Raw genomic sequence first — 24754 nt, forward strand, 5'->3', positions numbered from 1 at the left:
TAGGGAGGAAAAGATGATCAGTGGAGATACCATTCTATTTGCGCTTATGTTCGTGACTGCGATTAATGTGGCACGTTATGTGACAGCGCTGCGCTCGCTTATTTACATCATGCGTGAAGCTCACCCGCTCCTTTATCAACAAGTTGATGGGCGCGGCTTTTTCACCACCCATGGCAATGTGACTAAGCAGGTGCGCCTATACCATTACTTGAAAAGTCGTGAGTATCACCACCATCATGATCCTGTGTTTACGGGGAAGTGCGATCGGGTACGCGAGCTGTTCATTTTGTCGGGTTCATTGCTGGTTTTGACTACAGTCGTCGCGTTTATGCTCTAGTGAGCTGGATAGGTTTTTTTAATGCGGTTTGCCAACAGGCGCATTGCGTTGGCAGAGTATCGATTTGCCGTTAGAATAGCCGCCCAAGTGAGTAAGGATGTGCACTCAGCACATCCTTTTTTTATGCGATTAGGTGGCAGTGATGAGCAAAACAGTCGATGTAGTGATAATTGGCGCAGGTGCAGCGGGATTAATGTGCGCAGCACAGGCGGCGCGACGCGGCCGTCAGGTATTGCTGCTCGAACATGCTAAAAAACCGGGGCGAAAAATTCTGATCTCCGGTGGTGGTCGCTGTAATTTCACCAATTACGATGTCTCGGCGGCGAACTACTTGTGCCAAAACCCCCACTTTGTGAAATCGGCACTGTCGCAATACACTAACTGGGATTTCATCTCGCTGGTCAGCAAATATGGCATTGCTTATGAAGAACGTGATCATGGCCAGCTGTTTTGCCTTGATTCGGCCAAAGAGATTGTGGATATGCTGCTTAGTGAGTGTAACCAACCCACTATCGAGCAGCGTTATCAAGTTGAAATCAGCACGATAGCCCACACCGAACAAGGTTTTACCCTGCAAACCACCATCGGTGAGATTGAGTGCGCGTCGCTGGTGGTTGCTACCGGCGGTTTGTCGATGCCGAAATTGGGCGCTACGCCGTTTGGCTACAAAATCGCAGAGCAGTTTGGCTTGCCCGTGATCAGTACCACCGCAGGTCTAGTGCCATTTACGTTGCATGTGCAAGATAAGGAAGATTTCGCGCCGTTATCGGGTGTGGCAATTCCCGTTGAGATGCGCGCAGAGTGCGGTAAAACTTTTAAAGAAGCCTTGCTGTTTACTCACCGCGGCTTATCTGGCCCTGCAGTACTACAAATTTCCTCTTATTGGACTCCGGGACAAACCATCACCACCAATTTAGTCCCCGACGTGGATTTGGCGGAGCTGCTGAATAGCGAAAAAGAAGCGCACCCGAATCAGAGCTTGAAAAATACTTTATCGAAAGTGTTGCCCAAGCGTTTGGTGGAAGTGCTGATTGAGCGCCAATTGTTTGCCGATAAACCGCTGAAACAGTATTCCCCCAAAGAGCTCGACGCGGTGCAAACCAGTTTAGAGCAGTGGTCGATTGTGCCAAACGGCACAGAAGGCTATCGCACTGCTGAAGTGACGCTCGGCGGAGTGGATACCGATTGCCTCTCATCCAAAACCATGGAGTGCAAAACTGTAGCAGGTTTGTTCTTTGTCGGAGAGGTGATGGATGTTACTGGCTGGCTCGGCGGCTATAACTTCCAATGGGCTTGGTCGAGTGGCTACGTCGCCGGCCAGTGGGTTTAATCCTGTGCAGAGACAAAAAAGTTTGCCCACAAGCAATAAAGATTGCCCGTAAGGAAATTTTGAGACAATAAAGTTTGCCCATATGGCATTTCAACGATACGTTATATTCATAATGAATTACTTGGATATGCTATGGCGCGAGGACGAAAGCTGGATTCTTTACAAGATTACCAACGTGCTCTTAAAAATAAATATGGTCTTGGTTCAGGGAGGGACTACAAGCCTTGGCTTAGGATTCAGGACGTCAAATCAAATGGTACTCGGTCATTAATCCAAGGCATAAAAACACAACGCATTCACCACATGTTGTCTTCTATTGAGAGTGATTTTTTCTATTTAGCAGAGTTTACAGATTCAGTAACAGACATAAGAGAACAATTTCCTATCCTTCCTCTAGGTTATACACAAAAAGTAGCTAAAACCCTTGGTGTAAAGCATCCTACGCATCCAGTATCAAGAGAGCCCATCATCATAACGACAGATCAGTTACTGACAATTAAAAATCGAGAAAACCTGTCATATCACGCTGTATCTGTCAAACCGGAGAGCGAATCCGACAAACAACGAGTCTTAGAAAAAATAGATATCGAAAGAGTTTGTTGGGAATTATTGGGGGTCAAATTTAGCTATTATGTAGGCAATGACTTAACTCGAACTCAGAGTCGTAACTGTAGTGGTCAACTAAAATTGGCCACGGTTTTAGAGTTTTCCCAATATAATCGTTCTGATTCATTGGGAGTTAGACCACCGTTATACTGATGTGGCCTGAGTTGGCAGTAATATCCGATAATGTAGCGGGTGATCTCTTGTTGAGCCTCAGCGAAGCTACGATAGCCCACAGTTGGCACCCATTCCGTCTTCAGACTTCTAAAGAAGCGCTCTATCGGCGCATTATCCCAACAGTTTCCTCGGCGAGATAAACTCTGTTTTATTTGAAAGCGCCACAGTAATTGACGGTATTTACGGCTAGTATAATGACTGCCTTGATCGCTATGGAACATGACACCTTTTGGCTTTCCGCGAGATTCATAGGCCATAGACAGCGCTTTACCTGTCAACCGACTATCAGGCGACAAAGACATTGACCAACCGATCACTTTTCGGGCAAAAAGATCGATAACGACCGCTAAATACATCCACCGATTACCTGTCCAAATATACGTAACATCGCCAGCCCAGACTTCATTTGGAGCCGTAACAGCAAATTGACGACTTAAGTGATTTGGAACGTCAATATGTTCTTGTGAAGCCTTTCTGTAACGATGCTTTGGTTCTTGGCAGCTCACTAAACCAAGAGTTCTCATTAGCTTTGTTGCTCGGTATCGGCTCAGCTTTACACCCTGATTTGTGACTATATCTGCAATGGTTCTCGCTCCCGCAGAGCCATTGCTTGCGGCGTGAGCCTCGCTAATCAAGCTGCGCAGTTTTATTGTTTCCGCATTAATTAACGCTGGGCGTTTAAGCCAATAGTTATAACTGCTTCGATGAACATTGAAGATTTCGCATAATATTTTTACGCTGTGGCTCTGCTTGAGTTTCTTGATTATCAAAAATTGTTCAGTGAGTCCGACATCAAGAGAGCCGTGGCTTTTTTTAGTATTTCATTATGCTCTTCAAGGCGAGCCAGCTTCTTTTTCAATTCCCTAATTTCTATTTGCTCAGGGGTCATAGGTGAAGCTTTCGGTGTTTTCCCTTGGCGTTCTTCTCTAAGCTGGCGAACCCATTTATCCATCGTGGACTTGCCCACATTCATGGCTTGGGCTGCTTCCGTCACTGAGTAATTTTGGTCTAAGACTAGCTGCGCTGCTTCTAACTTAAATTCTGCGCTAAATAGTCGTCTTGTACGTTTTGTCATAATGTCACCTGTTAACTTATGAGGTGATGATATCACCTCTAACTAAGTGACCAAATTCACTATGTCACTACAAACATCTCGTGGGCTACGGCACCATTTAGGGAAATCTCTTACCATTTCTCAAATGAGCAAATTCAATATGCGCTTTCAATACTAAAACGAGGCCAGTGTTTCATCGATGATGTCTGTAATAGCTTTATTGCTACAGGCATTGCATCTCACGATGATTCATCACTGCTGATACGTTTTTTGATTGCTGAGAAATATATTGAAGTTGATTTATCTTACAACATTGCTGAATCAGGGATACTCGGGATTGAGGAAATCCAACTAACCCAACAACGAGGTATAGTAAATGGAGCTTCCTAGAAACAGTGTATGGGAGTCTGCAGGATGCGAAGCTCTACTAGCTGGCGCCTATCGAATTTTAGATGTGCTGCTTAATGCTGAGACAGTAATTCTTTTCACTCTGGATAACAACTCTTCAACTGTTCGCCCTTTAGCGATATCAATAGACAATTTTATAGAGCTAGTTAAAGCAAACAAGCTAAAACCCTCGAGATTTCAGTTACCAGATTACTTACTGATAGCAGAAGATGCGGTTTCAGAAGAGCATGCGGTACGTCGAGACAAAAATTATCAATTAGTTAGTGGACTTATCTCCGATAAACTTTTTCTATTCGATTATTCAACGAAGAAGCGGGTCCCTCAATTGTCCGAATATGCTAACAAGGTTGATGTTGATAGAAAAACTATTGCGCGTCTACTGACCCGATACTGGCGTTATGGTCAAACTAAAATGGCTCTTCTTCCTGCATTCGCGCATAGTGGTGGATTGGGAGTTGATCGTATACCGTCAGATAAGCCGTTAGGAGCTCCAAAAAGAACAAGAACATTAGCTCTTGGAAGAGCTGAGAAATTTATTGTTTCTGACATTGATAAATGCAATTTCATGAAAGCACTAAAAAAATACTATCTTAAGGAGTCTGGGATATCCTTAGTAAAAACTTACAAAAATCTATTAAAAGATAGTTATGAATATGAGATTCGTTTGGCAGAAGCAAATGCTAGAGCACCGATATTACCGTCAAAAAAGCAGTTTTCGTATTGGAGTAAAAAATTGCTTACTGAGGATGAGATTGTTAGAAGAAGGTCTTCAGAAGGCGATTATCTTAGAAACAAGCGCCAAACTCTTAAAGGGGTTACCCAAGATAGCTTCTTACCCGGTACTTACTTTGAAATTGATGCCACAGTAGCTGATATTCATATTGTATCTGAATTGGGTTCTCAATTTGTGCTTGGTCGACCTACGATTTACATTGTTGTTGATCGAGCCAGTCGCATGATCGTAGGAATGCATGTTTCTCTTTACCATGCATCGTGGAGAGCGGCGCGACAAGCGTTAACTAATAGTTTCCTGCCTAAATCTGATTACTGTAAAGAGTTTGGTATTGATATTGATGATTCAGAATGGCCTTGTGCCCATATACCTAAAGAATTAGTTTGTGATAATGGCGAAATGATAGGGATCAAACCTAATGAGGCTTTATCTCCTATGACACAATTATCTTTTACCCCGCCATATCGACCTGACTGTAAAGGTGTTGTCGAGCAACGATTTAATATTCTTAATAATGAAGTTTTACACAATTTATTGGGTACGACTAAAGGTGGGCAAGTAGTTCGGGGGCATAGAGACCCGAGAAAAGATGCAATCTATACTTTGAAAGAAGTCACAATTGAGATCATAAAAACCGTATTAGCTCACAATCGTACTATATTGAGTAATCTCGCATTTTCTAGCCCATTATTAATCAATCATGATCTTCCACCGACTCCTCTAAACTACTGGAAAATTCATATTACTAAGCATCGGCACGATTTAAGAACAGCTAATCACGATGAGATTATTGCGCGTTTACTGCCTCCTTCCGAAGCAAGCATGACTCGTAGTGGTATATTTTACAATGGATTATATTATTCTTGTCCTGAGGTTGAAGAAAGGAATCTAGCTTCAATCGCAAGAACGTCAGGACAGTGGCGTCTTGAAGTTAGAGTTGATGAAAATACGACAAACTATATATACGTCAGACTAGATAAGAATAAAGGGTTTACCAGATGTGAACTTTTACCCAGAAGTAGAATGTTTGCTAATAAATTTATGGTAGAGGCTGATTTTGTCCAAGATTGGCTAGATTCTAAAAAAGAAACATCTCCAACAAGTATTGCTTCTATTGAAGATCACAAGGCTCAAAACCGACTTACTATCGAAGCTAAAAAGCGCAGTAAAAACTCAAACAAATCAACTTTCATAGAAAGAACGAGGAATGTACGTCAACGTCGTAGAGATGAGCTTTATGCTACTACGAATATTATATCTGAAGAGTATTCTAGCCCATTGTCAAGTTTGTAGTGACATAGTGAATTTGGTCACTTAGTTAGAGGTGATATCATCACCTCATAAGTTAACAGGTGACATTATGACAAAACGTACAAGACGACTATTTAGCGCAGAATTTAAGTTAGAAGCAGCGCAGCTAGTCTTAGACCAAAATTACTCAGTGACGGAAGCAGCCCAAGCCATGAATGTGGGCAAGTCCACGATGGATAAATGGGTTCGCCAGCTTAGAGAAGAACGCCAAGGGAAAACACCGAAAGCTTCACCTATGACCCCTGAGCAAATAGAAATTAGGGAATTGAAAAAGAAGCTGGCTCGCCTTGAAGAGCATAATGAAATACTAAAAAAAGCCACGGCTCTCTTGATGTCGGACTCACTGAACAATTTTTGATAATCAAGAAACTCAAGCAGAGCCACAGCGTAAAAATATTATGCGAAATCTTCAATGTTCATCGAAGCAGTTATAACTATTGGCTTAAACGCCCAGCGTTAATTAATGCGGAAACAATAAAACTGCGCAGCTTGATTAGCGAGGCTCACGCCGCAAGCAATGGCTCTGCGGGAGCGAGAACCATTGCAGATATAGTCACAAATCAGGGTGTAAAGCTGAGCCGATACCGAGCAACAAAGCTAATGAGAACTCTTGGTTTAGTGAGCTGCCAAGAACCAAAGCATCGTTACAGAAAGGCTTCACAAGAACATATTGACGTTCCAAATCACTTAAGTCGTCAATTTGCTGTTACGGCTCCAAATGAAGTCTGGGCTGGCGATGTTACGTATATTTGGACAGGTAATCGGTGGATGTATTTAGCGGTCGTTATCGATCTTTTTGCCCGAAAAGTGATCGGTTGGTCAATGTCTTTGTCGCCTGATAGTCGGTTGACAGGTAAAGCGCTGTCTATGGCCTATGAATCTCGCGGAAAGCCAAAAGGTGTCATGTTCCATAGCGATCAAGGCAGTCATTATACTAGCCGTAAATACCGTCAATTACTGTGGCGCTTTCAAATAAAACAGAGTTTATCTCGCCGAGGAAACTGTTGGGATAATGCGCCGATAGAGCGCTTCTTTAGAAGTCTGAAGACGGAATGGGTGCCAACTGTGGGCTATCGTAGCTTCGCTGAGGCTCAACAAGAGATCACCCGCTACATTATCGGATATTACTGCCAACTCAGGCCACATCAGTATAACGGTGGTCTAACTCCCAATGAATCAGAACGATTATATTGGGAAAACTCTAAAACCGTGGCCAATTTTAGTTGACCACTACAAGAACAGGTGTTGATAGAGCTGGAGATAAGACCTCCATATGAAAATCCGTCTGCATTCATAGCTCATGTTCCTAGCGCTACACCGGAACCGTTGAAGTCTTTGACTAATCGGCACATTAGAGAGATTGACTTTGTTAATCGCTTTGAAGAGTTCTGTTGTAATGAGTATTCAGACTTACTCTCCACTCTTGCTGAAGATCAAAAAGATGAAAATCGTGAGCCAGTACAGAAAACTATAGGTAGGTTCTTAACAAAGGCTAGAAAGCAATCGGACAACAGATGGGAAGCTATTTTTTATCGAGGGGTGCTAAATAATCATGCCCTACTACATTACTTTGAGCATTCAGACTTATCAGGACATTTAAAGGATATTGAATGACATATACAGAAGATGGTTTAGTTGAATAACCAGCTATTGTGATATTTGAGAGCCTTGATTGTGATACGGAGATGGCGACTTGCTGGGATGAAATTTTTGGTAGTGATGCTGAAAGTGGTCTCGCATTTGGATGTGAGACTCGCAGCAACGTTGTATTAACTAACCGTCTTCGTGAGGCTTTACTTGAGTAATTAGTCTTTGTTGCGAAATAGTGAATGTGACCTGTTTTAGTTGTGCTATCAAACAAGTACTATCCTCTTCACCATGTAATGTTTCAAACTATCAGATAATAGTGGAGCAGCCTTATATTTGGTTGATAGAGATGAGGAGTGGTTAATAATGCTTTTACGCAACAAGGCTGCTTATCATGCGCGTTTACACCTTTTTACTCGACGGCAATAATTTAGCTTGATCAACTACTACTTTATTCAGTACGCACAGAAATGATTTCAGATATTTCTGTGACTGCTTTATCTTGGCTGTATCTCCTTACTATCCGCCTATCTTACTTATTGATATATTTAAATTATCCACAACTGAGTAATCAGTACAGTTGTGAGGTAAGCAATGCGCTGTCGGGCTAAGAAACTTCATATCAACAACTTAAAAGCGTCTTCCTTTGGCAGTGATGTGTAACAAGCAGTTCGTTGACGAGCTGGAGGTACTGATGCAAATAGATGGACACCACACCCTTACCTATGTAGTAGCTCGCTTCGCAGGTATTTCACATACTGATGCTGAAAAAGTAGCATATTCAGCTCAATATGTAGATGAAGCAACAAATAACAAGCCAATCTATTTCGACAATGGCGCAATGTTTGACCGTATAGCTTCGGCACACAAAATGCTAGATTATAGGAATATGCAAGAATTGGCGAATCATTTGGTGTGGATTCCTTTTCATTTTCTCCCTGGTAACCAAGGACTTCCTTCAGGCTGTGAGCCGGATGGTTCATTCATCCATCGGTTAATCTGTAAACCCGACAGTCATGTGGCTAGAGACATGTTGAGAATGGTAGCAACACATTGGGACAAGCCATTTGCGGCTCATCTCATGGGAATTGCGATGCATGTGTATGCAGATACCTTTGCTCATCAAGGCTTTGCAGGTGTAATCCATGATTACAACAGGGTAAGCGGGCTTGATTCTTCTTCCACTTCGGCTTTAGAAAGCATCAAATATAAGCTGTTAAGTCAGGGTATATCGGGTTCATCACCACTAGGCCACGGAGCAGTGTTGTCTTTCCCTGATCGTCCCTACGCTAAATGGTCATATATTAACGGAGAGGGAACTTTCGTTGAGAGAGATAACACGGCAATCTACCTCGATGCTGCGAATGCTATGTGCAAAGCGCTTCAATGTTGGAAAGATTCTGACTCTTTAATGAACATTGATTCGAAGCCCGGACTGAGTACTCAGCAATACTCAATGATTGAACAGACTCTGAGAGAAATTGTTGATGATGATGGTGATGCTCGGCACGCTAAGTGGGTTCAGAAACTACGGGAAGGACTCTTTGGTTTTGCTCCCGTTGATTTACCGTTCAACAAAGACGGTAGCGAAAGTTGGAAAGAGTTGGCAAGAGGGCCAAGTTCGAGCCAAAACGATAAAGTTGTTTACCATTACACAACTGCCTTTCTACAGTCAGACTGGAAACAGTTTCATGATGCCCTGAAAACGTACCGACTAGAAGTAATTCGAGATGTCTTACCTCGATACGGTATCTGTGTTGCTTAGTTGTCTAAATAAAACAAGGGTAGAAGGCTTAAAAATATATGATACAAAGAACGTTGAACATAATGTTGCCCAAAGTTCATCTTAATGTTGTTGCTTTATTTGCGGTGTTCGCCTTGGTTGGGTGTGCATCAAATGAATCAATAACGCTGGTTAGCGAATACGCAGACCAAACTACAAAAGTTCAAGAGACCCTAATGGATGTGTATAAATCCGCTGATGAGGCTCGAGTAAATGCGGAATTGGTTAAAGCTACGAGAGATGGGGTCACCGTAAATGGATTAGATATAGTAACTATCGACAGCTCTGGCCAAGAGCGTCTGTTACATAATCTGAAGACGTTTTCTCAGAGTATCTACGTACTGGCAACGGATGATCGAACTGAAGAGCTAGATAATTACTCTAAGAAGCTAAACGCATCTATCGAGTCTTTGTCTGAGTTACCACAAGTTGGGTCGACTGACGCCAATGATATAAAGCTACTATCAGTAAGTATCAACGCCATTGCTCGCACTTATACAGAGAAAAAACGCTACGACCTCCTAAAGACTATTTTGATCGATTCCGAAACAATTATTCAACGTTCGTTCGACTCTTTAAAGAGCGAGTTAGATTCATGGAAACATGTAACTAAGATCAGTTTAGAGAAAGAGCTACAAATCCGCTTGTATCTGCTCAACAACCCCAATCGCTGTGAAGTGATTGAAGATAAGCGTTGCGTAACCTTCAATCACTCATTAGAAGAACGAGTGGATGCCTATAAAAAGACGTATGAAATAAAAATTCGCTTAAATAACTTAGATTCTCAATACGCAAAATTAGAACGTGCATTGAGTTCAATTCAGGATCTAAATCAGTCTATTGTTATGTCCCTGAAAAGCGATGATGACTTAACTAAAAATGCTGCCAAAAAAGCACTTCAGTCTACTAAAGTTCAGATCGACGCAATCAAAGACTTTCGCGATACCTTAGGAGAATAGCAACATGGCCGACAACAATGCTACTTACAGAGAACTGAAAAGTTCATATGATCAAATCAAGGGGTATCTGGACCGCTCAATGCTTGGGCCTGAAGATGAGTCGCTATTACGTAGCTTTGAAGAGCTTGGTGATAAACTTCATGAGTATCACACCGCAATTATTGAGTCTAACTCCAGCAAGCTTAAGGCATCACAAAAGGAACTTGAGGAGCTAATTAGTAATGCAAATGAAGCAAAAGAAGTTCTGAAGGAAGCTGAAGGACATGTTAAGAATCTGGCCAAATTAGCTGAAGTTGTCGATAAGATATTGAAAAAAGTAGGAAAGTTTGTTTAGTGATTATGTTGGCTGGATCTCGTTCAAAGAGCCAGTCATTTATCGTATATTCGGTTAGTTACTTTTTGAGTTTGGAGTCAGATGGAAGAGACATTAATTGTAAACCTCCACTGAAAAATGTGAATGGTTACACATTGCTCATGTATGTAATATGCAGTATTGAAGAGTGTCTTGTTTGTGACTATTGAGCAAACTCATAATCATCTTTTAATCTGATTGCTTATAGTCAGATTTCAACCCAGAATTTTCAATTGCTTTAGGTTCTAATGCATCCTGCTGACAGAGTTTCTTTAAAGTCCAACAGCTATCACCATTATCAATCCATTCTATTAGATCTCCTTCATTCCAAGACAAATCCTTTTGAAACTCATCAGGAATTATGAAGTAGTGCTCACCATTTTCATTTTGTTTTATTTTTACTCGCATTACATGTTCACTCATACCAATTTAAAGAATATTTTAGGTTTATCGCATCACAAAAGTTTAAGTAAAGACAATATCTTAAAAATGTTAGAGCTAAATGGATCATTTTTAAAATCGCCCATTACCTTATTGATTTAATTTGTTTTTACTCGGGATGACCGTATACCAGTACCATCTTCAATTCTTCCACGCGATAATCTATATTTTGATATTTATAAATAGGACAATCTTTATTGTCACATTCAGCGCTTACGGGCAAACTTTATTGTCTCATCACAAATCCTAAGATTTAAATGACAAGCCGAGCGCTGACATGGCATCGGCTTTACTTTTCACATCCAATGCCAAATCCGCAACGGATTGAGCGTCTTGCAGTGTACGAATCGAAGCATCTTTAATGTTGAGCAGGTTCTGATTGATCTCTTTGGCGACAATACTTTGCTGTTCTGCGGCGGTGGAGATTTGGGTTGCTGCATCATCAATGCTGCTGATCGCCTGATTCAGGGCTTGGATTTCTGAACGGGTTTCCTGCGTAGTATGAATGCAGGCATTAGCGAGTTGTGTGCCGCTGTTCATCGTGTTTTTGAGTTGTTGCAGCGCATCCAGAATTTCTTGCATCGAGACTTGGATCCCTTCTGTCGCTTTGTGAGTGCGCTGGCTTAAGGCGCGCACTTCATCGGCGACCACGGCAAACCCTCTGCCTTGTTCTCCCGCGCGAGCGGCCTCAATTGCGGCGTTGAGCGCCAACAGGTTGGTTTGGTCGGCAACGCCCAGAATTTCGTTCATCACTTGCCCAATAGCGGCAATTTTCTCAGCCATCACTTCAGTATTGGCTGAGGAAGTCTCAACCTCTTTTACCAAATGAGCCACTTGCTGTTCGGTATTATCGATTTGTTTGGCAGCATGGTGGCAAAGCTGAGTCGCTTGGTGCACTTGCTCTGAGGAGTGGCTGCTGTTGCGTGCGACTTCGGCGATGGTGGCGACCATTTCTTCCACCGCGGTGGAGATGGTTTCAAGTTCTCCATTTTGCACTTCGACACTTTGGCTTGAGCTGTGTGAGATCTGTTCTAGCTCTTTCACTTTATCGCGCAGTGCACGGCTGGCATCCAGCACTCGACCTAAAATCGTGCGGTTGCGCCCTTCATCCATTAACAGATGAAACTCCGCTTGGTTGCTGGGCGTATTGCAATAAACCCAACGTGACACACTATCGTATTGTTGGCGCAGTCGATCATTAAAATGAGGTAGGTTAATCACCTCACCATAAAAAAGCAGAAAGTAAAACGCGGGAAGCAATAAACACCAGTATGGGGAATAGAAAATGGAAGCCAGCGCGAGAGCCCCAGTAACCAGTAATGAAATAAGTAGCTTATGGGTTGCCGAGAATTGCAGCCTTGGCGTAATGCGTTGGCCATGTTGAATCGCGCGATAAGCTTTTTCGGCACGCTCTCGCACCTTGGGGTCTAATTGACGACGTACAGATTGGTAGCCAATCAGCTGACCTTTTTCATAGATTGGTGTAACAAACGCATCAACCCAATAGTAACGTCCATCTTTACAGCGGTTTTTCACCGCGCCGCGCCAAGCGTGTTTGAGTTTCAGGTGATCCCACAAATCTTGAAAGGCTGCCTTGGGCATATCAGGATGACGAATAATGTTGTGATTTTTATGCTGTAGCTCTTCAGCGGTATACCCCGCTACCTGACAGAATGCTTCATTGGCGTAGGTGATAATCCCACGAGTGTCGGTGGTGGAGACCAGTTCGACATCGTTGGGAAACGTCACTTCTTCGTTGATCACGGATTGATTACGGCGATTCATCATCACCTCCTAAACACTAGCCTTGTGCTTAAAGTGTAATCAATTTTGATTGTTCTGCAGGTTTTACAGTGATTCGGTTTGTGTGGCAGATGCACCGTTGGCTTTACCTTTCCATTGCTGCACGATCAAACCGGCAATAATCAGCACTAAACCGATCAAGGTGGTTGGGTGGATCGCTTCACCAATGATGGTCGCGAGCAGAAACAACGAAATAAAAGGCGAAGCAAAAATCAGGTTACTGATGCGTGCGGTGTTCTGGGTATTTTTCAGCGCGCTGAGCCAAAGTACAAACGTGATGCCCATTTCAAACAGTCCCACGTAAGTAACCGCTAACCAACCTTGGGTGGTGATGCCCTGCCAATTGAGGTTTTCGTACCAACACAGCGCCAGTGCAAACGGGATGGCGAGCAGAAAGCCGAGTAACACCCCAACGATCGGGTCAGCTTTATTTTTGGTATTGAGAATCCAATATCCTGCCCACAGCAGAGTCGACAGTAGTGCGAGCCCAACCCCGAGTGGGCTTTCAAATTGCAAACCGAGCAGATCGCCTTTTGTGGCAATCACCACCACACCAAGGTAACTCATGACACAAGCGATCCAATCTTGTTTACGAATGCGTTGGCCGAGAAACAGCGCCGCCATCAATGTGAGGGTGATCGCCCAACTGTAGTTGATGGCTTGTGCTTGTGACGCGGGCAGCAGCGAATAGGCTTTAAACAAAATCAGGTAATAGGCGAGTGGGTTAATCAGCCCAAGCAACAAGTAGTAAAACGGATTTGCCAGTAAAGTGGGGACGATCAGCTTAAGCTTGCCCATTGCGGCGCAAATCACCAGTAACGCGAGTGCAGAGACAATGCTCGCCATGGTCACCATTTGCAGCGGGTTTAACTCAGCCAGCGTTAATTTAAAGGCAGTCGCGACCGTTGACCACAACAGCACCGAAGCCAAGCCCAAACCTAACGCGCGTTTTTCATTCATCCTGAAACTCTCTTATCCTTGTTTTCGCTAGTCTAGGGGAGAATAAACGCGCAACAAACTGGACATTTATCCAGTGCCGAAATACCATTTTGATCGAGATAAATCACAGTAAGTGTTCAACATGCAATGGATTTTTGAAAATCAAAGCGCATTGTGGTCGGCGTTAGTGAGCGCAGGCGCCACTGGGGTGGCGATTGGCTGGTGGGTCAAGCAGCGCTACCAACTGAAAACCCAATTGCTTGAGCAACAACTTGAGCAGCAGAGCCACTGGCATGCGCAGCAAATTCAGCAACTTAATGAGCAGCTCACCACCGCGCAACAAGAGTTGGATGAGCTGGATGCGTTACGTGACAAAAACGAATTTGAACTCAAGCAATCACACGGCAAGTTAATGGCAGTGCTGGAAAAGCTGCGTTACTTTGAGGCGGTGAAACAAGAGCGCCAGCAGTATGCCGATGAGCTAAACCAAGTGCGCGCCGCGAAAGCCGAGTTAGAAAGCCAATTGCGTGAGCAAGAAGCGCGTCATCAGCAGCAGTTGGTGGCGAGCCAAGAAAAATTGCAGCTGCTTGAACGAGCCGAAGAGCGTCTGAAACAGCAATTTGAGCATTTAGCCAATCAAGTGTTTGAGCACAAAACCGCCACGGTCGATGTGCAAAACCGCCAGAGTTTGGAAGGTTTGCTCACACCACTTAAAGAGCAGCTCGAAGGTTTTAAAAAGCAGGTCAATGATAGCTTTAACCACGAAGCCAAAGAGCGTCACACCTTAGTACATGAACTGCGTAACTTGCAGCGCCTTAATGAGCAGATGGCCAAAGAAGCGGTCAACCTGACCCAAGCACTGAAAGGGGATAACAAACAGCAAGGCAACTGGGGAGAAGTGGTGTTGGCGCGTGTGCTGGCGGAATCTGGGCTGCGCGAAGGGCATGAATACCAAACTCAAGTCAGCTTACAAAACGAAGCGGGTAAGCGTTATCAGCCAGATGTGATTGTCCATTTGCCGCAAAACAAACAGGTAGTGATCGACTCGAAAATGGCTTTGGTCGCGTATGAGCGTTACTTCCATGCGGAAACCGATAGTGAGCGAGATAGCGCATTACGTGAGCACTTACTTGCGCTGCGTAACCATATTCGTGGGCTAGGGCAGAAAGATTACCATCAACTCAAAGGCATTCAGAGCCTCGATTACGTGCTGATGTTTATTCCGGTTGAACCCGCGTTTCAAGTCGCGATTCAAGCCGACCCAAGCTTGGTCAAAGACGCGATGGAGCAGAACATTATTTTGGTGAGCGCCACCACTTTGCTGGTGGCGCTGCGCACCATAGATAACTTATGGCGCAACGAGCGGCAGAATCAAAATGCGCAGCTGATCGCCGAACGTGCTAGCAAGTTGTACGATAAGCTGCGTTTGTTCGTAGAAGATATGGAAGGGCTAGGCGGCGCGCTGGATAAAGCCAATCAGAGCTACCAAGGGGCGATGAATAAGCTGGTGACTGGGCGTGGTAACGCCATTCGTCAGGCGGAAAGCTTCAAACAGCTTGGGGTAGAAATCAAACGTTCTATCCCTCAGCCATTGATTGAACGCGCACAACAAGCGCCGGATCAGGAAAATGCCCCTTTAGTAGAAAGACATCCGATTGAGGATAAAGTAAACTAATCGCCCGCAGTCGCCGCAGTCATGACGGCCAAAGAGGAAAAATAATGACGGACACCAACGTGCTAGCAAACTCTGCAACAGACAATCAGGAAACGACCCACTTCGGGTTTGAAACCGTACGTAAAGATGAAAAAGTACATAAAGTCGCGCAAGTGTTTCACTCGGTTGCGGCCAAATACGACATCATGAATGACCTGATGTCGGGCGGTATCCACCGTTTATGGAAGCGCTTTACCATCGATTGTTCAGGCGCACGTCCGGGACAACGCATTCTCGATTTGGGCGGCGGTACAGGTGATTTAACCGCGAAATTCTCGCGTATTGTGGGCGAGAAAGGTCATGTCATTTTGGCCGATATCAATAACTCTATGCTCAATGTTGGCCGCGATAAACTGCGCGACAGCGGCGTGGTAGGCAATGTGCATTACGTGCAAGCCAACGCCGAAGAACTGCCTTTCCCAGACAACTATTTTGACTGCATTACCATCAGTTTCTGTCTGCGTAACGTGACCGACAAAGATAAAGCGCTGCGTTCGATGTTCCGTGTATTGAAACCCGGCGGCCGCCTGTTGGTGCTGGAGTTTTCTAAGCCGATCCTTGAGCCGCTGTCTAAGCTTTATGACACTTACTCGTTCCATATTTTGCCTAAGATGGGGCAGCTGATCGCCAATGATGCAGACAGCTATCGCTATCTCGCTGAGTCGATCCGCATGCATCCGGACCAAGAGACTCTAAAAGGCATGATGGAAGAGGCGGGTTTTGAACAAACCACCTATTACAACCTGACCGGCGGCATTGTGGCGCTGCATCGTGGTTACAAATTTTAAGGGCTGCTATGTCATTGCTTGCAACCATGCCACTGTCTCCTTTGCTGACCGCAGTGATTGAAACCACGCTCAACACGCTCATCAATGATGATCCGGCGTTAGGCCGCAAACTGCTGCGCCTGAAAGGCAAAGTGATTTCGCTGCATCTGCGAGAGTTAAATCAATCCCTGACCTTTGTGTTCAGTCAGCGCATCGATGTGATGACCGGCTTTGAAGGCCAGCCGGATTGCTATCTGGCATTAAACCTCTCGATTCTTCCTCAGTTGCGTGAGCAAGCCAATATTACCCAGTTGATCAAGCAAGATAAGCTAGAGCTGGAAGGCGATATCCAACTGGCGCAGAAGTTTTCCGAGCTGATGACCGATTGCAAACCGGATGTGGAAGAGTGGTTATCGCGCATCACGGGTGATGTGGTGGCACACAGTGTCGTGCATGGTGTGAAAAGCATCGCCGGCGCGCTAAAACAGCAAGCGCATAAGCATCAAAACCACTTGGCACAGGTGCTCACTGAAGAGTGGCGGATTGCGCCGCCACCGTTGGAAATTGCCTATTTTTGCGATCAAGTGGATGAGGTGAAAAGTCACGCTGCGCGTTTAGAAGCGCGTTTGAACCAGTTACTGGAAAAAGCATGAAACCTGCAGAGCTGAAACGTTTATACCGGATAGTTAAAGTTCAACTCGAATATGGCTTAGATGAGCTGTTGCCAGAGCATCATCTGACCCGAGCGCCGCTACTGGCGCGTAAATCTCTTTTTTGGCTGCGCAATCAACACGCCGATAAAGCGTTAGGTGATCGTTTACGTTTGGCACTGCAAGAACTTGGCCCGGTGTGGATCAAGTTTGGGCAGATGATGTCGACTCGCCGTGACCTATTTCCGCCGCACATCGCCGATCCTTTGGCCATGTTGCAAGATAAAGTTGCGCCGTTTGATGGCCTACAAGCCAAGCAATTGATTGAAAAAGAACTCGGCGCACCGCTGGAAACTTGGTTCGATGATTTCGATATCAAACCGTTAGCTTCCGCTTCGATTGCCCAAGTACACACCGCCAAGCTCAAGAGTAATGGTCGCGATGTGGTGCTGAAAGTGATTCGTCCGGATATTCGTCCGCAGATTGATGCTGACATTAAGCTGATGTATCGCGTGGCACGCATTGTGGCTAAAGCGCTGCCGGAAGCACGCCGCTTAAAACCGGTGGAAGTGGTACGCGAATACGAGAAAACCTTGCTCGATGAGTTGGACTTGCGCCGTGAAGCGGCCAATGCGATTCAGCTGCGCCGCAACTTCGAAAACAGCGAAGAGTTGTATGTCCCTGAGGTGTTAACTGATTTCTGTAATGAAACTGTCATGGTTTCTGAGCGAATATACGGCATCCAAGTTTCTGACTTGGCAGGACTTCATGCCAACGGCACCAATATGAAGTTACTGGCTGAACGTGGCGTGAGTGTTTTTTTCACCCAAGTGTTTCGCGACAGTTTCTTCCATGCGGATATGCATCCGGGTAATGTGTTCGTCAATCCTAACCATCCTGAAAACCCGCAATGGATTGGTTTGGACTGCGGCATAGTCGGGACACTGAATAGCGAAGATAAGCGCTATCTGGCCGAAAACTTCCTCGCCTTCTTCAATCGTGACTATCGCCGTGTAGCGCAACTGCACGTCGATTCCGGTTGGGTACCACTGGATACCAATGTCGATGAGTTTGAAGTGGCGATCCGCATGGTGTGTGAGCCGATTTTCGCCAAACCGCTGTGTGAGATTTCATTTGGTCACGTGTTACTGAATCTGTTTAACACCGCGCGACGCTTCAATATGGAAGTGCAGCCGCAGTTAGTTTTGCTGCAAAAAACACTGCTGTATGTCGAAGGCTTGGGGCGTCAGCTCTACCCACAACTCGATTTATGGCAAACCGCCAAACCGTTTTTAGAAAAGTGGATGGCTAACCAAGTGGGGCCACAAGCTTTCTTGCATGCATTGAAAGAGCGTGCGCCCTTATGGTTTGAAAAAATGCCTGAGCTGCCAGAATTGTTGTATGACAGCTTAAAGCAAGGTCGTAACTTGAATCAGCGTTTAGATAATCTTTATCAAGGTTATCGCCAATCCAAACGCCAACAAGGGACGGGAAAGTTTTTGTTTGGTGTTGGAGCCACATTAGTCGTATGCTCGGCGATATGGATCTCCAACCAATTAGAACCTTTAGCGATCGGTAGCGCGACCATTGGCGTGTTATGTTGGCTATTGAGTTGGCGAGCTTATCGCCAGTAAGCGCCTTGTCGCGTCGATAAGTTCGAAGATTTGTTCACACATAACCCGAGGTAAAAGAGATGGGTGGTATCAGTATTTGGCAACTTCTTATCATTGCAGTGATCGTGGTATTGCTGTTTGGCACTAAGAAACTGCGCGGTATTGGCAGTGACTTGGGCAGCGCGGTCAAAGGCTTTAAGAAAGCCATGTCGGAAGAAGAGCCAAACAGCGCAGCAAATCAAAAAGATGCTGACTTCGAAACCAAAAATCTTGAGCAGGCCAAAACCAATGCGTCTGCTGAAGTGAAAAAAGACAAAGAGCAGGCATAAGTCGTGTTTGATATCGGTTTTTGGGAACTGGTATTGATCGCTATTGTGGCGCTGGTGGTGCTTGGCCCTGAGCGATTACCCCATGCGATTCGCAGCGTGGCAAAGTTTGTCTCTGCAGCGAAAAGCATGGCCAATAGCGTGAAGGATGAGTTAGCGCATGAGCTGAAAGTGCAGGAGTTGCAAGAAAACCTGCGCAAAGCCGAGCAGATGGGGATGCAAAATTTATCTCCTGAACTGCAAAAATCGGTGGAATCACTCAAGCAAGCCGCGCAGGAAGTGCAGCGTCCTTACGCCGCAACGCCGAGCAGTGAAGCTAGCTCTACCAGTAGCAACCCCAGTTCGGCTACAGAGCCCGATGTTCGCCTCGATAGTGCGCCGCAACCCGCGGAAAAAAAGGCCGAATAAGCGCTTTTTTAAGCTCTCTTTATTAAGAGTTATCCTAGGTTTTAGTACTGATGTGATAACTCTTTTTTGATCTGTTACATGAGGTTTGCATGTCTTCCGTTGAACAGACCCAACCTTTGATCAGCCATTTGCTGGAACTGCGTAATCGCCTACTCAAAGCGGTGGCGGCTGTGGTGGTGATATTTATTGGCTTGATCTATTTCTCGAATGAAATTTACGAGTTTGTCTCAAAACCCCTAGTCGAGCGACTTCCCGCGGGCGCAACCATGATTGCGACCGATGTGGCTTCACCCTTTTTCACCCCCCTCAAGCTGACGTTGATTGCCGCTGTGTTTCTCGCGGTGCCTTTCATTTTGTATCAGGTGTGGGCGTTTGTGGCTCCCGGTTTATATAAGCACGAACGGCGTTTAATCTTCCCACTGCTGGTCTCTAGCTCGCTGCTGTTTTATTGCGGTGTCGCGTTTGCCTATTTTGTGGTGTTTCCGCTGGTGTTTGGATTTTTCACCGCCATTTCACTGGGTGGTGTGGAGTTCGCGACCGATATCGCGAGTTATCTCGATTTTGTACTGGCGCTGTTTCTAGCCTTTGGTATCGCGTTTGAAGTGCCGGTTGCGATTATTCTGCTGTGCTGGACGGGTGCAACCACGCCTAAAAGCCTGTCGGAAAAGCGTCCTTACATTATTGTTGGGGCATTTGTGGTCGGCATGCTGCTAACCCCACCGGATATGATTTCGCAAACGCTACTCGCGATTCCTATGTGCTTGTTGTTTGAAGTCGGCTTGTTCTTCGCTCGTTTTTATACCCGTGATGAAGCCGATGAAGGACAAGAGGAAGAAGAATAAAGAGCTGTGCTTTGAGCGCTGCGTAAAGTCAAGAAGGGCACCTTATCGGTGCCCTTTGTTTTTGGAACAGCACAAAGTTTGACCGATTTCGCTTTTTGATGATGTTGTCATCGCCATCTTTGATTTAAAGCAAATCTATCTTGGTTAGTGTTCGCACCGCGGCGAATTTCTACTATTCATATAAGCAGGCTCTAATTTAAAGCGATTCGTAAACGCTTAGAGCATAGATTCAGTTGCACATCAGGAGCCGTAACACATGTCAGCAACGTAAAGCCACAATAAAACCAATAACATAAAACAAGGAAGCCATTATGAAAGTCGTTCTTACCTCGCTGAGCTTAGCGATATCCCTCTCCTTCGCTGGGTATGCTTTTGCGGCATCGCCAAGAAGCGAACCTGTTTCCCCCATTTTACCTGCGCAGGAAATCCACATTGGAAAAGCCGAGTTGGGTAAAAAACTGTACTTTGATCCGCGCTTATCCAAGTCAGGGTTTATCTCGTGTAACTCATGCCATAACTTGAGCATGGGCGGCAGTGACAACTTAAAAACGTCCATCGGTCATAACTGGCAACAAGGTCCAATCAACTCACCGACTGTGCTCAATTCCAGTTTGAATATCGCCCAATTTTGGGATGGTCGAGCGGCCGATCTGAAAGAACAGGCAGGTGGGCCGATTGCCAATCCGGGTGAAATGGCTTTTACGCATACGTTAGCCATTGATGTGTTGCAATCAATCCCAGCTTACGTGAGTGAGTTTCGCCTAGTGTTTGGTAAGCCAACCCTCGATATCGATCAAGTGACCGAAGCGATTGCGGAGTTTGAAAAGACCTTAGTGACCCCATACTCACGTTTTGACCAATGGTTAATGGGGGATGATAGCGCGATAACGGCTCAAGAGCTGGCAGGCTATGAATTGTTTAAAAACTCGGGCTGTGTGGCTTGTCATAACGGCAGTGCGTTAGGTGGCAATTCGTTCCAAAAAATGGGTTTGATTGAACCGTATCAAACCAACAATAAAGTCGAAGGACTCAGTGCGGTAACTGGCGCTGACGCCGATCGCTTTAAATTTAAAGTCCCGACACTGCGCAATGTGGCGTTAACGTATCCCTACTTCCATGACGGAGAAGCGGCCACGCTTAAAGACGCTGTGGATATCATGGGGCGTTTACAGCTAGGGCGTAAATTTACCGATGATGAAAACGGTAAGATAGTGGCTTTCTTGCATACCTTAACAGGAGAGCAACCAAGCTTTGCTTTACCCATTTTACCGCCATCCAACGACAATACACCTAAGCCTCAGCCTTTTGATTAGTTGAGGTAAGCGCCTGCTGGCTCGGTGTTTTACCTGCCAGCGGGCTTTGCTATGTTTCGGGATGGCGATATCTAAACAGCTGCTACTTAAACGATCGGAGGTGGTTTAAATGGAAAAGCGAGCCGGTAAAAAAGTCCCCGCGCGCCATTGAGTATAAAAGGTAGCCCCTAAGGTAAAACCACGCAGTGCCATAAAGCTGAGCATGGCTAGCCACAGAGCGTGATTACCGTAGTGGGTCATGAACCCGTAAATGGCAAAGAAGGCGACGGCCGAAATAGCCATGCTATTTCGCATCTCTTTGCCTTTGGTCGCGCCGATAAACACACCATCCAATAGAAAACACCACACGGCGATTAATGGCATGGCGACGAGCCAAGGCAGATAATGTTCCGCCGTTGCTTGAACGCTCGGAATGTTAGTGATCATCTGGATCAGATCCGATCCAAAACCTAAGAAGATCAGGCTTAACAGCAAACAGATCATGGTAGCCCAAAAGGTACTGCTAATCATGGCAGTACGCAGTTGGCGATCATCCTTGGCACCAATTGCTTTACCGACCATGGCTTCCATCGCGTAGGCAAATCCATCCATACCGTAGGAAATCATCATCAAAAAGCTCATCAGCACCGCATTAGCAGCGACGATGTCATCTCCCAACGCCGCGCCTTGAAAGGTCATAAAGCTAAATACGGCTTGCAGACAGAGTGAGCGGAGGAAGATGTCACGATTGAGCGCCACTAAACGGGAAAGCTCTTTGCTGAGAGAGGGGATAAAAGAGAAAGGGGCTGGGAGCTGATGCTGCCGCCAGTAACGCACCACACACAGGAGACCAAACAAGAGACCAGCATAATCGGCGATAACCGACGCAATGGCGGCTCCTTCGACTTTCAGCCCAAGCCCGAGTACCAACAGTAGATCGAGCACAATATTGGTCAGGTTGGTAATGATCACCATCCACATCGGGGCGCGGGCATTTTGCGTACCGAGTAACCAGCCCAATAGCACAAAGTTAAGGAGTGCGGCTGGAGCACTCCAAGCACGAAGGTAGAAATACGTTTCAGCGTAGGTTTTGACTTCGCTGCTGGCATCGCTGAAGTGAAAAATCAGTTCGGCGACAGGGCGATGAAACAGTAAAAACAGTGTGGCTAAACCCAATGCAATGACGCTGCCTTGCAGTAAAACTCGAGCAAGCTGCTGTGAATTTTGCGCACCGTGCGCTTGGGCGGTTAAGCCTGTGGTCGACATACGTAAAAAGCCGAGCAGCCAGAATGTTACGCTAATCATAGTGCTGCCGAGTGCCACGCCGCCTAAATACCAAGCGTGTGCGAGATGACCGATCACCGCGGCATCGACCAAGCCGAGCAGTGGAACGGTAATGTTAGACAGCACCATAGGCAGCGCGATCGCCAGCACTTGGCGATGCACATTCGGTTGTTTCAACGTTTGCAAAATCAGTGACACACAGAAAACCTCAGTAATGACTTGCGGTTAGTGTAACTGAGTGGGGATAGTTGGGCTATGACATGACCGAGATGGCGGGTTACCAATCTAGGTTAACAACAACAGGAGTTAAGCGTGTTTTGTAAATGCCGGAGCGTGCAATCGCGCGTTGCCAAAATTTCCAGCGATCACAATGGCGATCCAGTGGTGAGAAAGTGCGTACTGATTTCGCCCACGGCAAGCAATTGATGATGGCATCACCTGCGCAGGTAAACCCGTGGGCATAAGCTTCACAGCCCAGTTTTTGGCCTAGATAGCTGGAGGTTTTATCTCCCGCCACCACAAGGCAGGCGCTGGCTTTGGCAAAATGCAATCCGATAGAGCGCACGAAACGCGCCACTTGCTGAGCATCGCAATCGAGCAAGGCATGTTCACAGACCAACAGCACAGGAGCGAATTCGGGGATCGGCAGTTCGGCAAGTCCTTGTGGTTGCATCACATCACCACACACCAGTTGATAACGCTCACTGCGGTGAAATAGCTTCTCACGCCATAAAAGGTTTTCAGTAATATCCCACTCAATCCAGTGGCAGCGGCCGTTATCTACTCGATAAAAGCGGGTGTCGAGGCCTGCACCGACATTAATGATCCAGCCATCAGGATGAGTATCAAGAAAGTGGCGAACTTGTTGGTCACAAAGCTGAGTTAGCGTGACATGCAGTAACTGCTTTTGAGCGATATCGCCCGTCAGGCAGTCTTGCGCTAAAGCGCAACGACGACAAGCATTGGCGGCAATCGGATCATACACCAAGCCATTATCGACCAAGCTTTCTCGGCTGCGCAGCCAAAGTGGCTGAACCAAATTCGCAGGAACTTGGTATGGGTCTGAGGTGGGTGAATCTGAGTGGCGCATGCTCATCTTCCTATGCTGGGATAGGAAGATGATAATGAATCTCAAATAAGAAGGCAAGTTGTTGAGAATTTATCTCAACAATCCTTACATCCAAGTGCTGTTGCGAATGACGCCGACTGCAATGCCTTCAATGGTGAGCGATTGCGCGGCTAAATCGACTTCGATTGGCGCAAACTCTTCATTTTCCGCATGCAGGAAAACTTTGGAACCTTTGCGCTCAAGGCGTTTCACCGTGACGTCATCTTCTACGCGCGCCACCACGACTTGGCCGTTGCGTACATCTTGCGTTTTGTGCACAGCAAGTAAGTCACCATCGAGGATACCGATGTTCTTCATACTCTCGCCATGCACACGCAGCAGAAAATCGGCTTGCGGGCGGAACATGCTTGGATCGACTTGGTAGTGTGCTTCGACATGCTCTTGAGCAAGAATCGGTTCACCCGCGGCAACGCGGCCAATCAAAGGCAAGCCAGTTTCGGCTTCTTCTTCGTTTGCGGCGTTATCGACGAGGATGCGGATCCCGCGTGAGGCTCCGGGCACCATTTCAATCACTTGTTTACGAGCCAGCGCTTTGAGGTGTTCTTCAGCCGCATTGGCCGAACGAAAACCCAGCTCTTTAGCAATTTCGGCGCGGGTTGGGGGCATTCCGGTTTCATCGATCTTGCTTTTGATCAGATCAAACACTTCTTGTTGGCGAGGGGTTAACGGCTTCATGAGTCACCTGTCTTTTTATACAGTTGACTGTGAGTATATCCAGTGCAATGAGAATTGCAAAGCCAATTGCTTGTTTTTTGTGTGATTGTGAAGTTAGCCACTGGGTTGCGTTCTCCATAATCGCTTCAAAGACGGTGTGGCTGCCTCCCATTTCACTCGGAAATGCTGCGCATGTAAGCAATTAAATTAAAAGGTTTGACCAGTTTCTGGTATTCTTGGCGCGCAAAAAACGATACC

At 45.8% G+C, this 24754-nt stretch carries 24 protein-coding genes; 17 read left to right on the forward strand and 7 right to left on the reverse strand.

Annotation, left to right across the window (positions count from 1 at the left end):
• The first annotated feature begins 13 nt into the window (after positions 1 to 13).
• From uspB to CEQ48_RS19085, 3 genes are all read left to right on the forward strand, one after another.
• Positions 14 to 337 carry a universal stress protein UspB gene (gene uspB, locus CEQ48_RS19075; RefSeq protein ID WP_089072278.1) on the forward strand — a complete coding sequence of 108 codons (324 nt, stop codon included), beginning with the start codon at positions 14 to 16 and terminating at the stop codon, positions 335 to 337.
• A gap of 142 nt (positions 338 to 479) precedes the next feature.
• Entirely contained in the window at positions 480 to 1667 is a 1188-nt protein-coding gene (locus CEQ48_RS19080) for a BaiN/RdsA family NAD(P)/FAD-dependent oxidoreductase (RefSeq protein ID WP_198301211.1), read from the forward strand.
• A 303-nt stretch (positions 1668 to 1970) separates the two neighbouring features.
• Positions 1971 to 2426 carry a TnsA endonuclease N-terminal domain-containing protein gene (locus CEQ48_RS19085; protein WP_232477908.1) on the forward strand — a complete coding sequence of 152 codons (456 nt, stop codon included), beginning with the start codon at positions 1971 to 1973 and terminating at the stop codon, positions 2424 to 2426.
• On the opposite strand, the gene CEQ48_RS19090 is transcribed toward CEQ48_RS19085, so the two are convergent.
• A protein-coding gene (locus CEQ48_RS19090) for an IS3-like element ISVch4 family transposase (RefSeq protein ID WP_089071069.1) occupies positions 2345 to 3522 on the reverse strand; the annotation gives its coding sequence in 2 pieces (ribosomal slippage) (positions 2345 to 3264 and positions 3264 to 3522; 1179 coding nt in all). The two genes, CEQ48_RS19085 and CEQ48_RS19090, sit on opposite strands and share 82 nt — an antisense overlap.
• A gap of 355 nt (positions 3523 to 3877) precedes the next feature.
• Here CEQ48_RS19090 and CEQ48_RS19100 point away from each other — a divergent pair.
• The 6 genes from CEQ48_RS19100 to CEQ48_RS19125 all read left to right on the forward strand — a co-directional run bounded on the left by CEQ48_RS19100 (position 3878) and on the right by CEQ48_RS19125 (position 10616).
• The gene (locus CEQ48_RS19100; protein WP_232477874.1) at positions 3878 to 5935 is read left to right on the forward strand and encodes a TnsB C-terminal domain-containing protein; all 2058 of its coding nucleotides are present in this window, start codon (positions 3878 to 3880) and stop codon (positions 5933 to 5935) included.
• Positions 5936 to 6002: 67 nt separating this feature from the next.
• A protein-coding gene (locus CEQ48_RS19105; RefSeq protein WP_089071069.1) for an IS3-like element ISVch4 family transposase occupies positions 6003 to 7180 on the forward strand; the annotation gives its coding sequence in 2 pieces (ribosomal slippage) (positions 6003 to 6261 and positions 6261 to 7180; 1179 coding nt in all).
• Positions 7181 to 7198: 18 nt separating this feature from the next.
• Positions 7199 to 7567 (forward strand): hypothetical protein, encoded by a 369-nt coding sequence (locus tag CEQ48_RS20125; RefSeq protein ID WP_198301212.1) that lies wholly within the window; start codon positions 7199 to 7201, stop codon positions 7565 to 7567.
• 667 nt (positions 7568 to 8234) lie between these two features.
• Positions 8235 to 9305: a DUF6765 family protein gene (locus CEQ48_RS19115; RefSeq protein ID WP_089072398.1), complete on the forward strand. Its 1071-nt coding sequence runs from the start codon at positions 8235 to 8237 to the stop codon at positions 9303 to 9305.
• A gap of 62 nt (positions 9306 to 9367) precedes the next feature.
• Positions 9368 to 10282, forward strand: a complete 915-nt coding sequence (locus CEQ48_RS19120) for a hypothetical protein (protein WP_232477875.1) — start codon at positions 9368 to 9370, stop codon at positions 10280 to 10282.
• Between the two features lie 4 nt (positions 10283 to 10286).
• Positions 10287 to 10616: a hypothetical protein gene (locus tag CEQ48_RS19125; protein WP_089072280.1), complete on the forward strand. Its 330-nt coding sequence runs from the start codon at positions 10287 to 10289 to the stop codon at positions 10614 to 10616.
• A 207-nt stretch (positions 10617 to 10823) separates the two neighbouring features.
• Here CEQ48_RS19125 and CEQ48_RS19130 read toward each other — a convergent pair whose 3' ends face one another.
• The 3 genes from CEQ48_RS19130 to CEQ48_RS19140 form a co-directional block, all read right to left on the reverse strand.
• Entirely contained in the window at positions 10824 to 11042 is a 219-nt protein-coding gene (locus CEQ48_RS19130) for a hypothetical protein (RefSeq protein ID WP_232477877.1), read from the reverse strand.
• A 279-nt stretch (positions 11043 to 11321) separates the two neighbouring features.
• Positions 11322 to 12860: a methyl-accepting chemotaxis protein gene (locus CEQ48_RS19135; RefSeq protein WP_089072281.1), complete on the reverse strand. Its 1539-nt coding sequence runs from the start codon at positions 12858 to 12860 to the stop codon at positions 11322 to 11324.
• A 63-nt stretch (positions 12861 to 12923) separates the two neighbouring features.
• A complete protein-coding gene (locus CEQ48_RS19140; RefSeq protein ID WP_089072282.1) occupies positions 12924 to 13838 on the reverse strand; it encodes a DMT family transporter in 915 nt (304 codons plus the stop codon).
• Between the two features lie 121 nt (positions 13839 to 13959).
• Between CEQ48_RS19140 and rmuC the strand changes: the two genes are divergently transcribed.
• The 8 genes from rmuC to CEQ48_RS19180 all read left to right on the forward strand — a co-directional run bounded on the left by rmuC (position 13960) and on the right by CEQ48_RS19180 (position 21450).
• Positions 13960 to 15492, forward strand: a complete 1533-nt coding sequence (rmuC, locus tag CEQ48_RS19145) for a DNA recombination protein RmuC (RefSeq protein ID WP_089072283.1) — start codon at positions 13960 to 13962, stop codon at positions 15490 to 15492.
• 44 nt (positions 15493 to 15536) lie between these two features.
• Positions 15537 to 16319, forward strand: a complete 783-nt coding sequence (gene ubiE, locus CEQ48_RS19150) for a bifunctional demethylmenaquinone methyltransferase/2-methoxy-6-polyprenyl-1,4-benzoquinol methylase UbiE (protein WP_000132703.1) — start codon at positions 15537 to 15539, stop codon at positions 16317 to 16319.
• A gap of 26 nt (positions 16320 to 16345) precedes the next feature.
• Entirely contained in the window at positions 16346 to 16951 is a 606-nt protein-coding gene (locus tag CEQ48_RS19155; protein WP_198301308.1) for a ubiquinone biosynthesis accessory factor UbiJ, read from the forward strand.
• Positions 16948 to 18582 carry a ubiquinone biosynthesis regulatory protein kinase UbiB gene (gene ubiB, locus CEQ48_RS19160; RefSeq protein ID WP_000801146.1) on the forward strand — a complete coding sequence of 545 codons (1635 nt, stop codon included), beginning with the start codon at positions 16948 to 16950 and terminating at the stop codon, positions 18580 to 18582. The genes CEQ48_RS19155 and ubiB overlap by 4 nt, the downstream gene beginning before the upstream one ends.
• Before the next feature lie 59 nt (positions 18583 to 18641).
• Positions 18642 to 18890: a Sec-independent protein translocase subunit TatA gene (gene tatA, locus CEQ48_RS19165; RefSeq protein ID WP_042989710.1), complete on the forward strand. Its 249-nt coding sequence runs from the start codon at positions 18642 to 18644 to the stop codon at positions 18888 to 18890.
• A gap of 3 nt (positions 18891 to 18893) precedes the next feature.
• Positions 18894 to 19295 carry a Sec-independent protein translocase protein TatB gene (tatB, locus tag CEQ48_RS19170; protein ID WP_001963422.1) on the forward strand — a complete coding sequence of 134 codons (402 nt, stop codon included), beginning with the start codon at positions 18894 to 18896 and terminating at the stop codon, positions 19293 to 19295.
• Between the two features lie 89 nt (positions 19296 to 19384).
• Positions 19385 to 20137, forward strand: a complete 753-nt coding sequence (gene tatC, locus CEQ48_RS19175) for a twin-arginine translocase subunit TatC (protein ID WP_000099888.1) — start codon at positions 19385 to 19387, stop codon at positions 20135 to 20137.
• A 311-nt stretch (positions 20138 to 20448) separates the two neighbouring features.
• Entirely contained in the window at positions 20449 to 21450 is a 1002-nt protein-coding gene (locus CEQ48_RS19180) for a cytochrome-c peroxidase (RefSeq protein WP_000869717.1), read from the forward strand.
• Between the two features lie 105 nt (positions 21451 to 21555).
• Here the strand turns inward: CEQ48_RS19180 and dinF are convergent, their stop codons facing one another.
• The 3 genes from dinF to lexA form a co-directional block, all read right to left on the reverse strand.
• The gene (dinF, locus tag CEQ48_RS19185; protein ID WP_089072285.1) at positions 21556 to 22911 is read right to left on the reverse strand and encodes an MATE family efflux transporter DinF; all 1356 of its coding nucleotides are present in this window, start codon (positions 22909 to 22911) and stop codon (positions 21556 to 21558) included.
• Positions 22912 to 22990: 79 nt separating this feature from the next.
• Positions 22991 to 23803 carry a class I SAM-dependent methyltransferase gene (locus CEQ48_RS19190; RefSeq protein ID WP_001216392.1) on the reverse strand — a complete coding sequence of 271 codons (813 nt, stop codon included), beginning with the start codon at positions 23801 to 23803 and terminating at the stop codon, positions 22991 to 22993.
• 84 nt (positions 23804 to 23887) lie between these two features.
• Positions 23888 to 24517 carry a transcriptional repressor LexA gene (gene lexA, locus CEQ48_RS19195; RefSeq protein WP_000803693.1) on the reverse strand — a complete coding sequence of 210 codons (630 nt, stop codon included), beginning with the start codon at positions 24515 to 24517 and terminating at the stop codon, positions 23888 to 23890.
• Positions 24518 to 24754: the final 237 nt, after the last annotated feature.

The organism is Vibrio tarriae, from assembly GCF_002216685.1.
In the GTDB taxonomy this organism is placed as follows: domain Bacteria; phylum Pseudomonadota; class Gammaproteobacteria; order Enterobacterales; family Vibrionaceae; genus Vibrio; species Vibrio tarriae.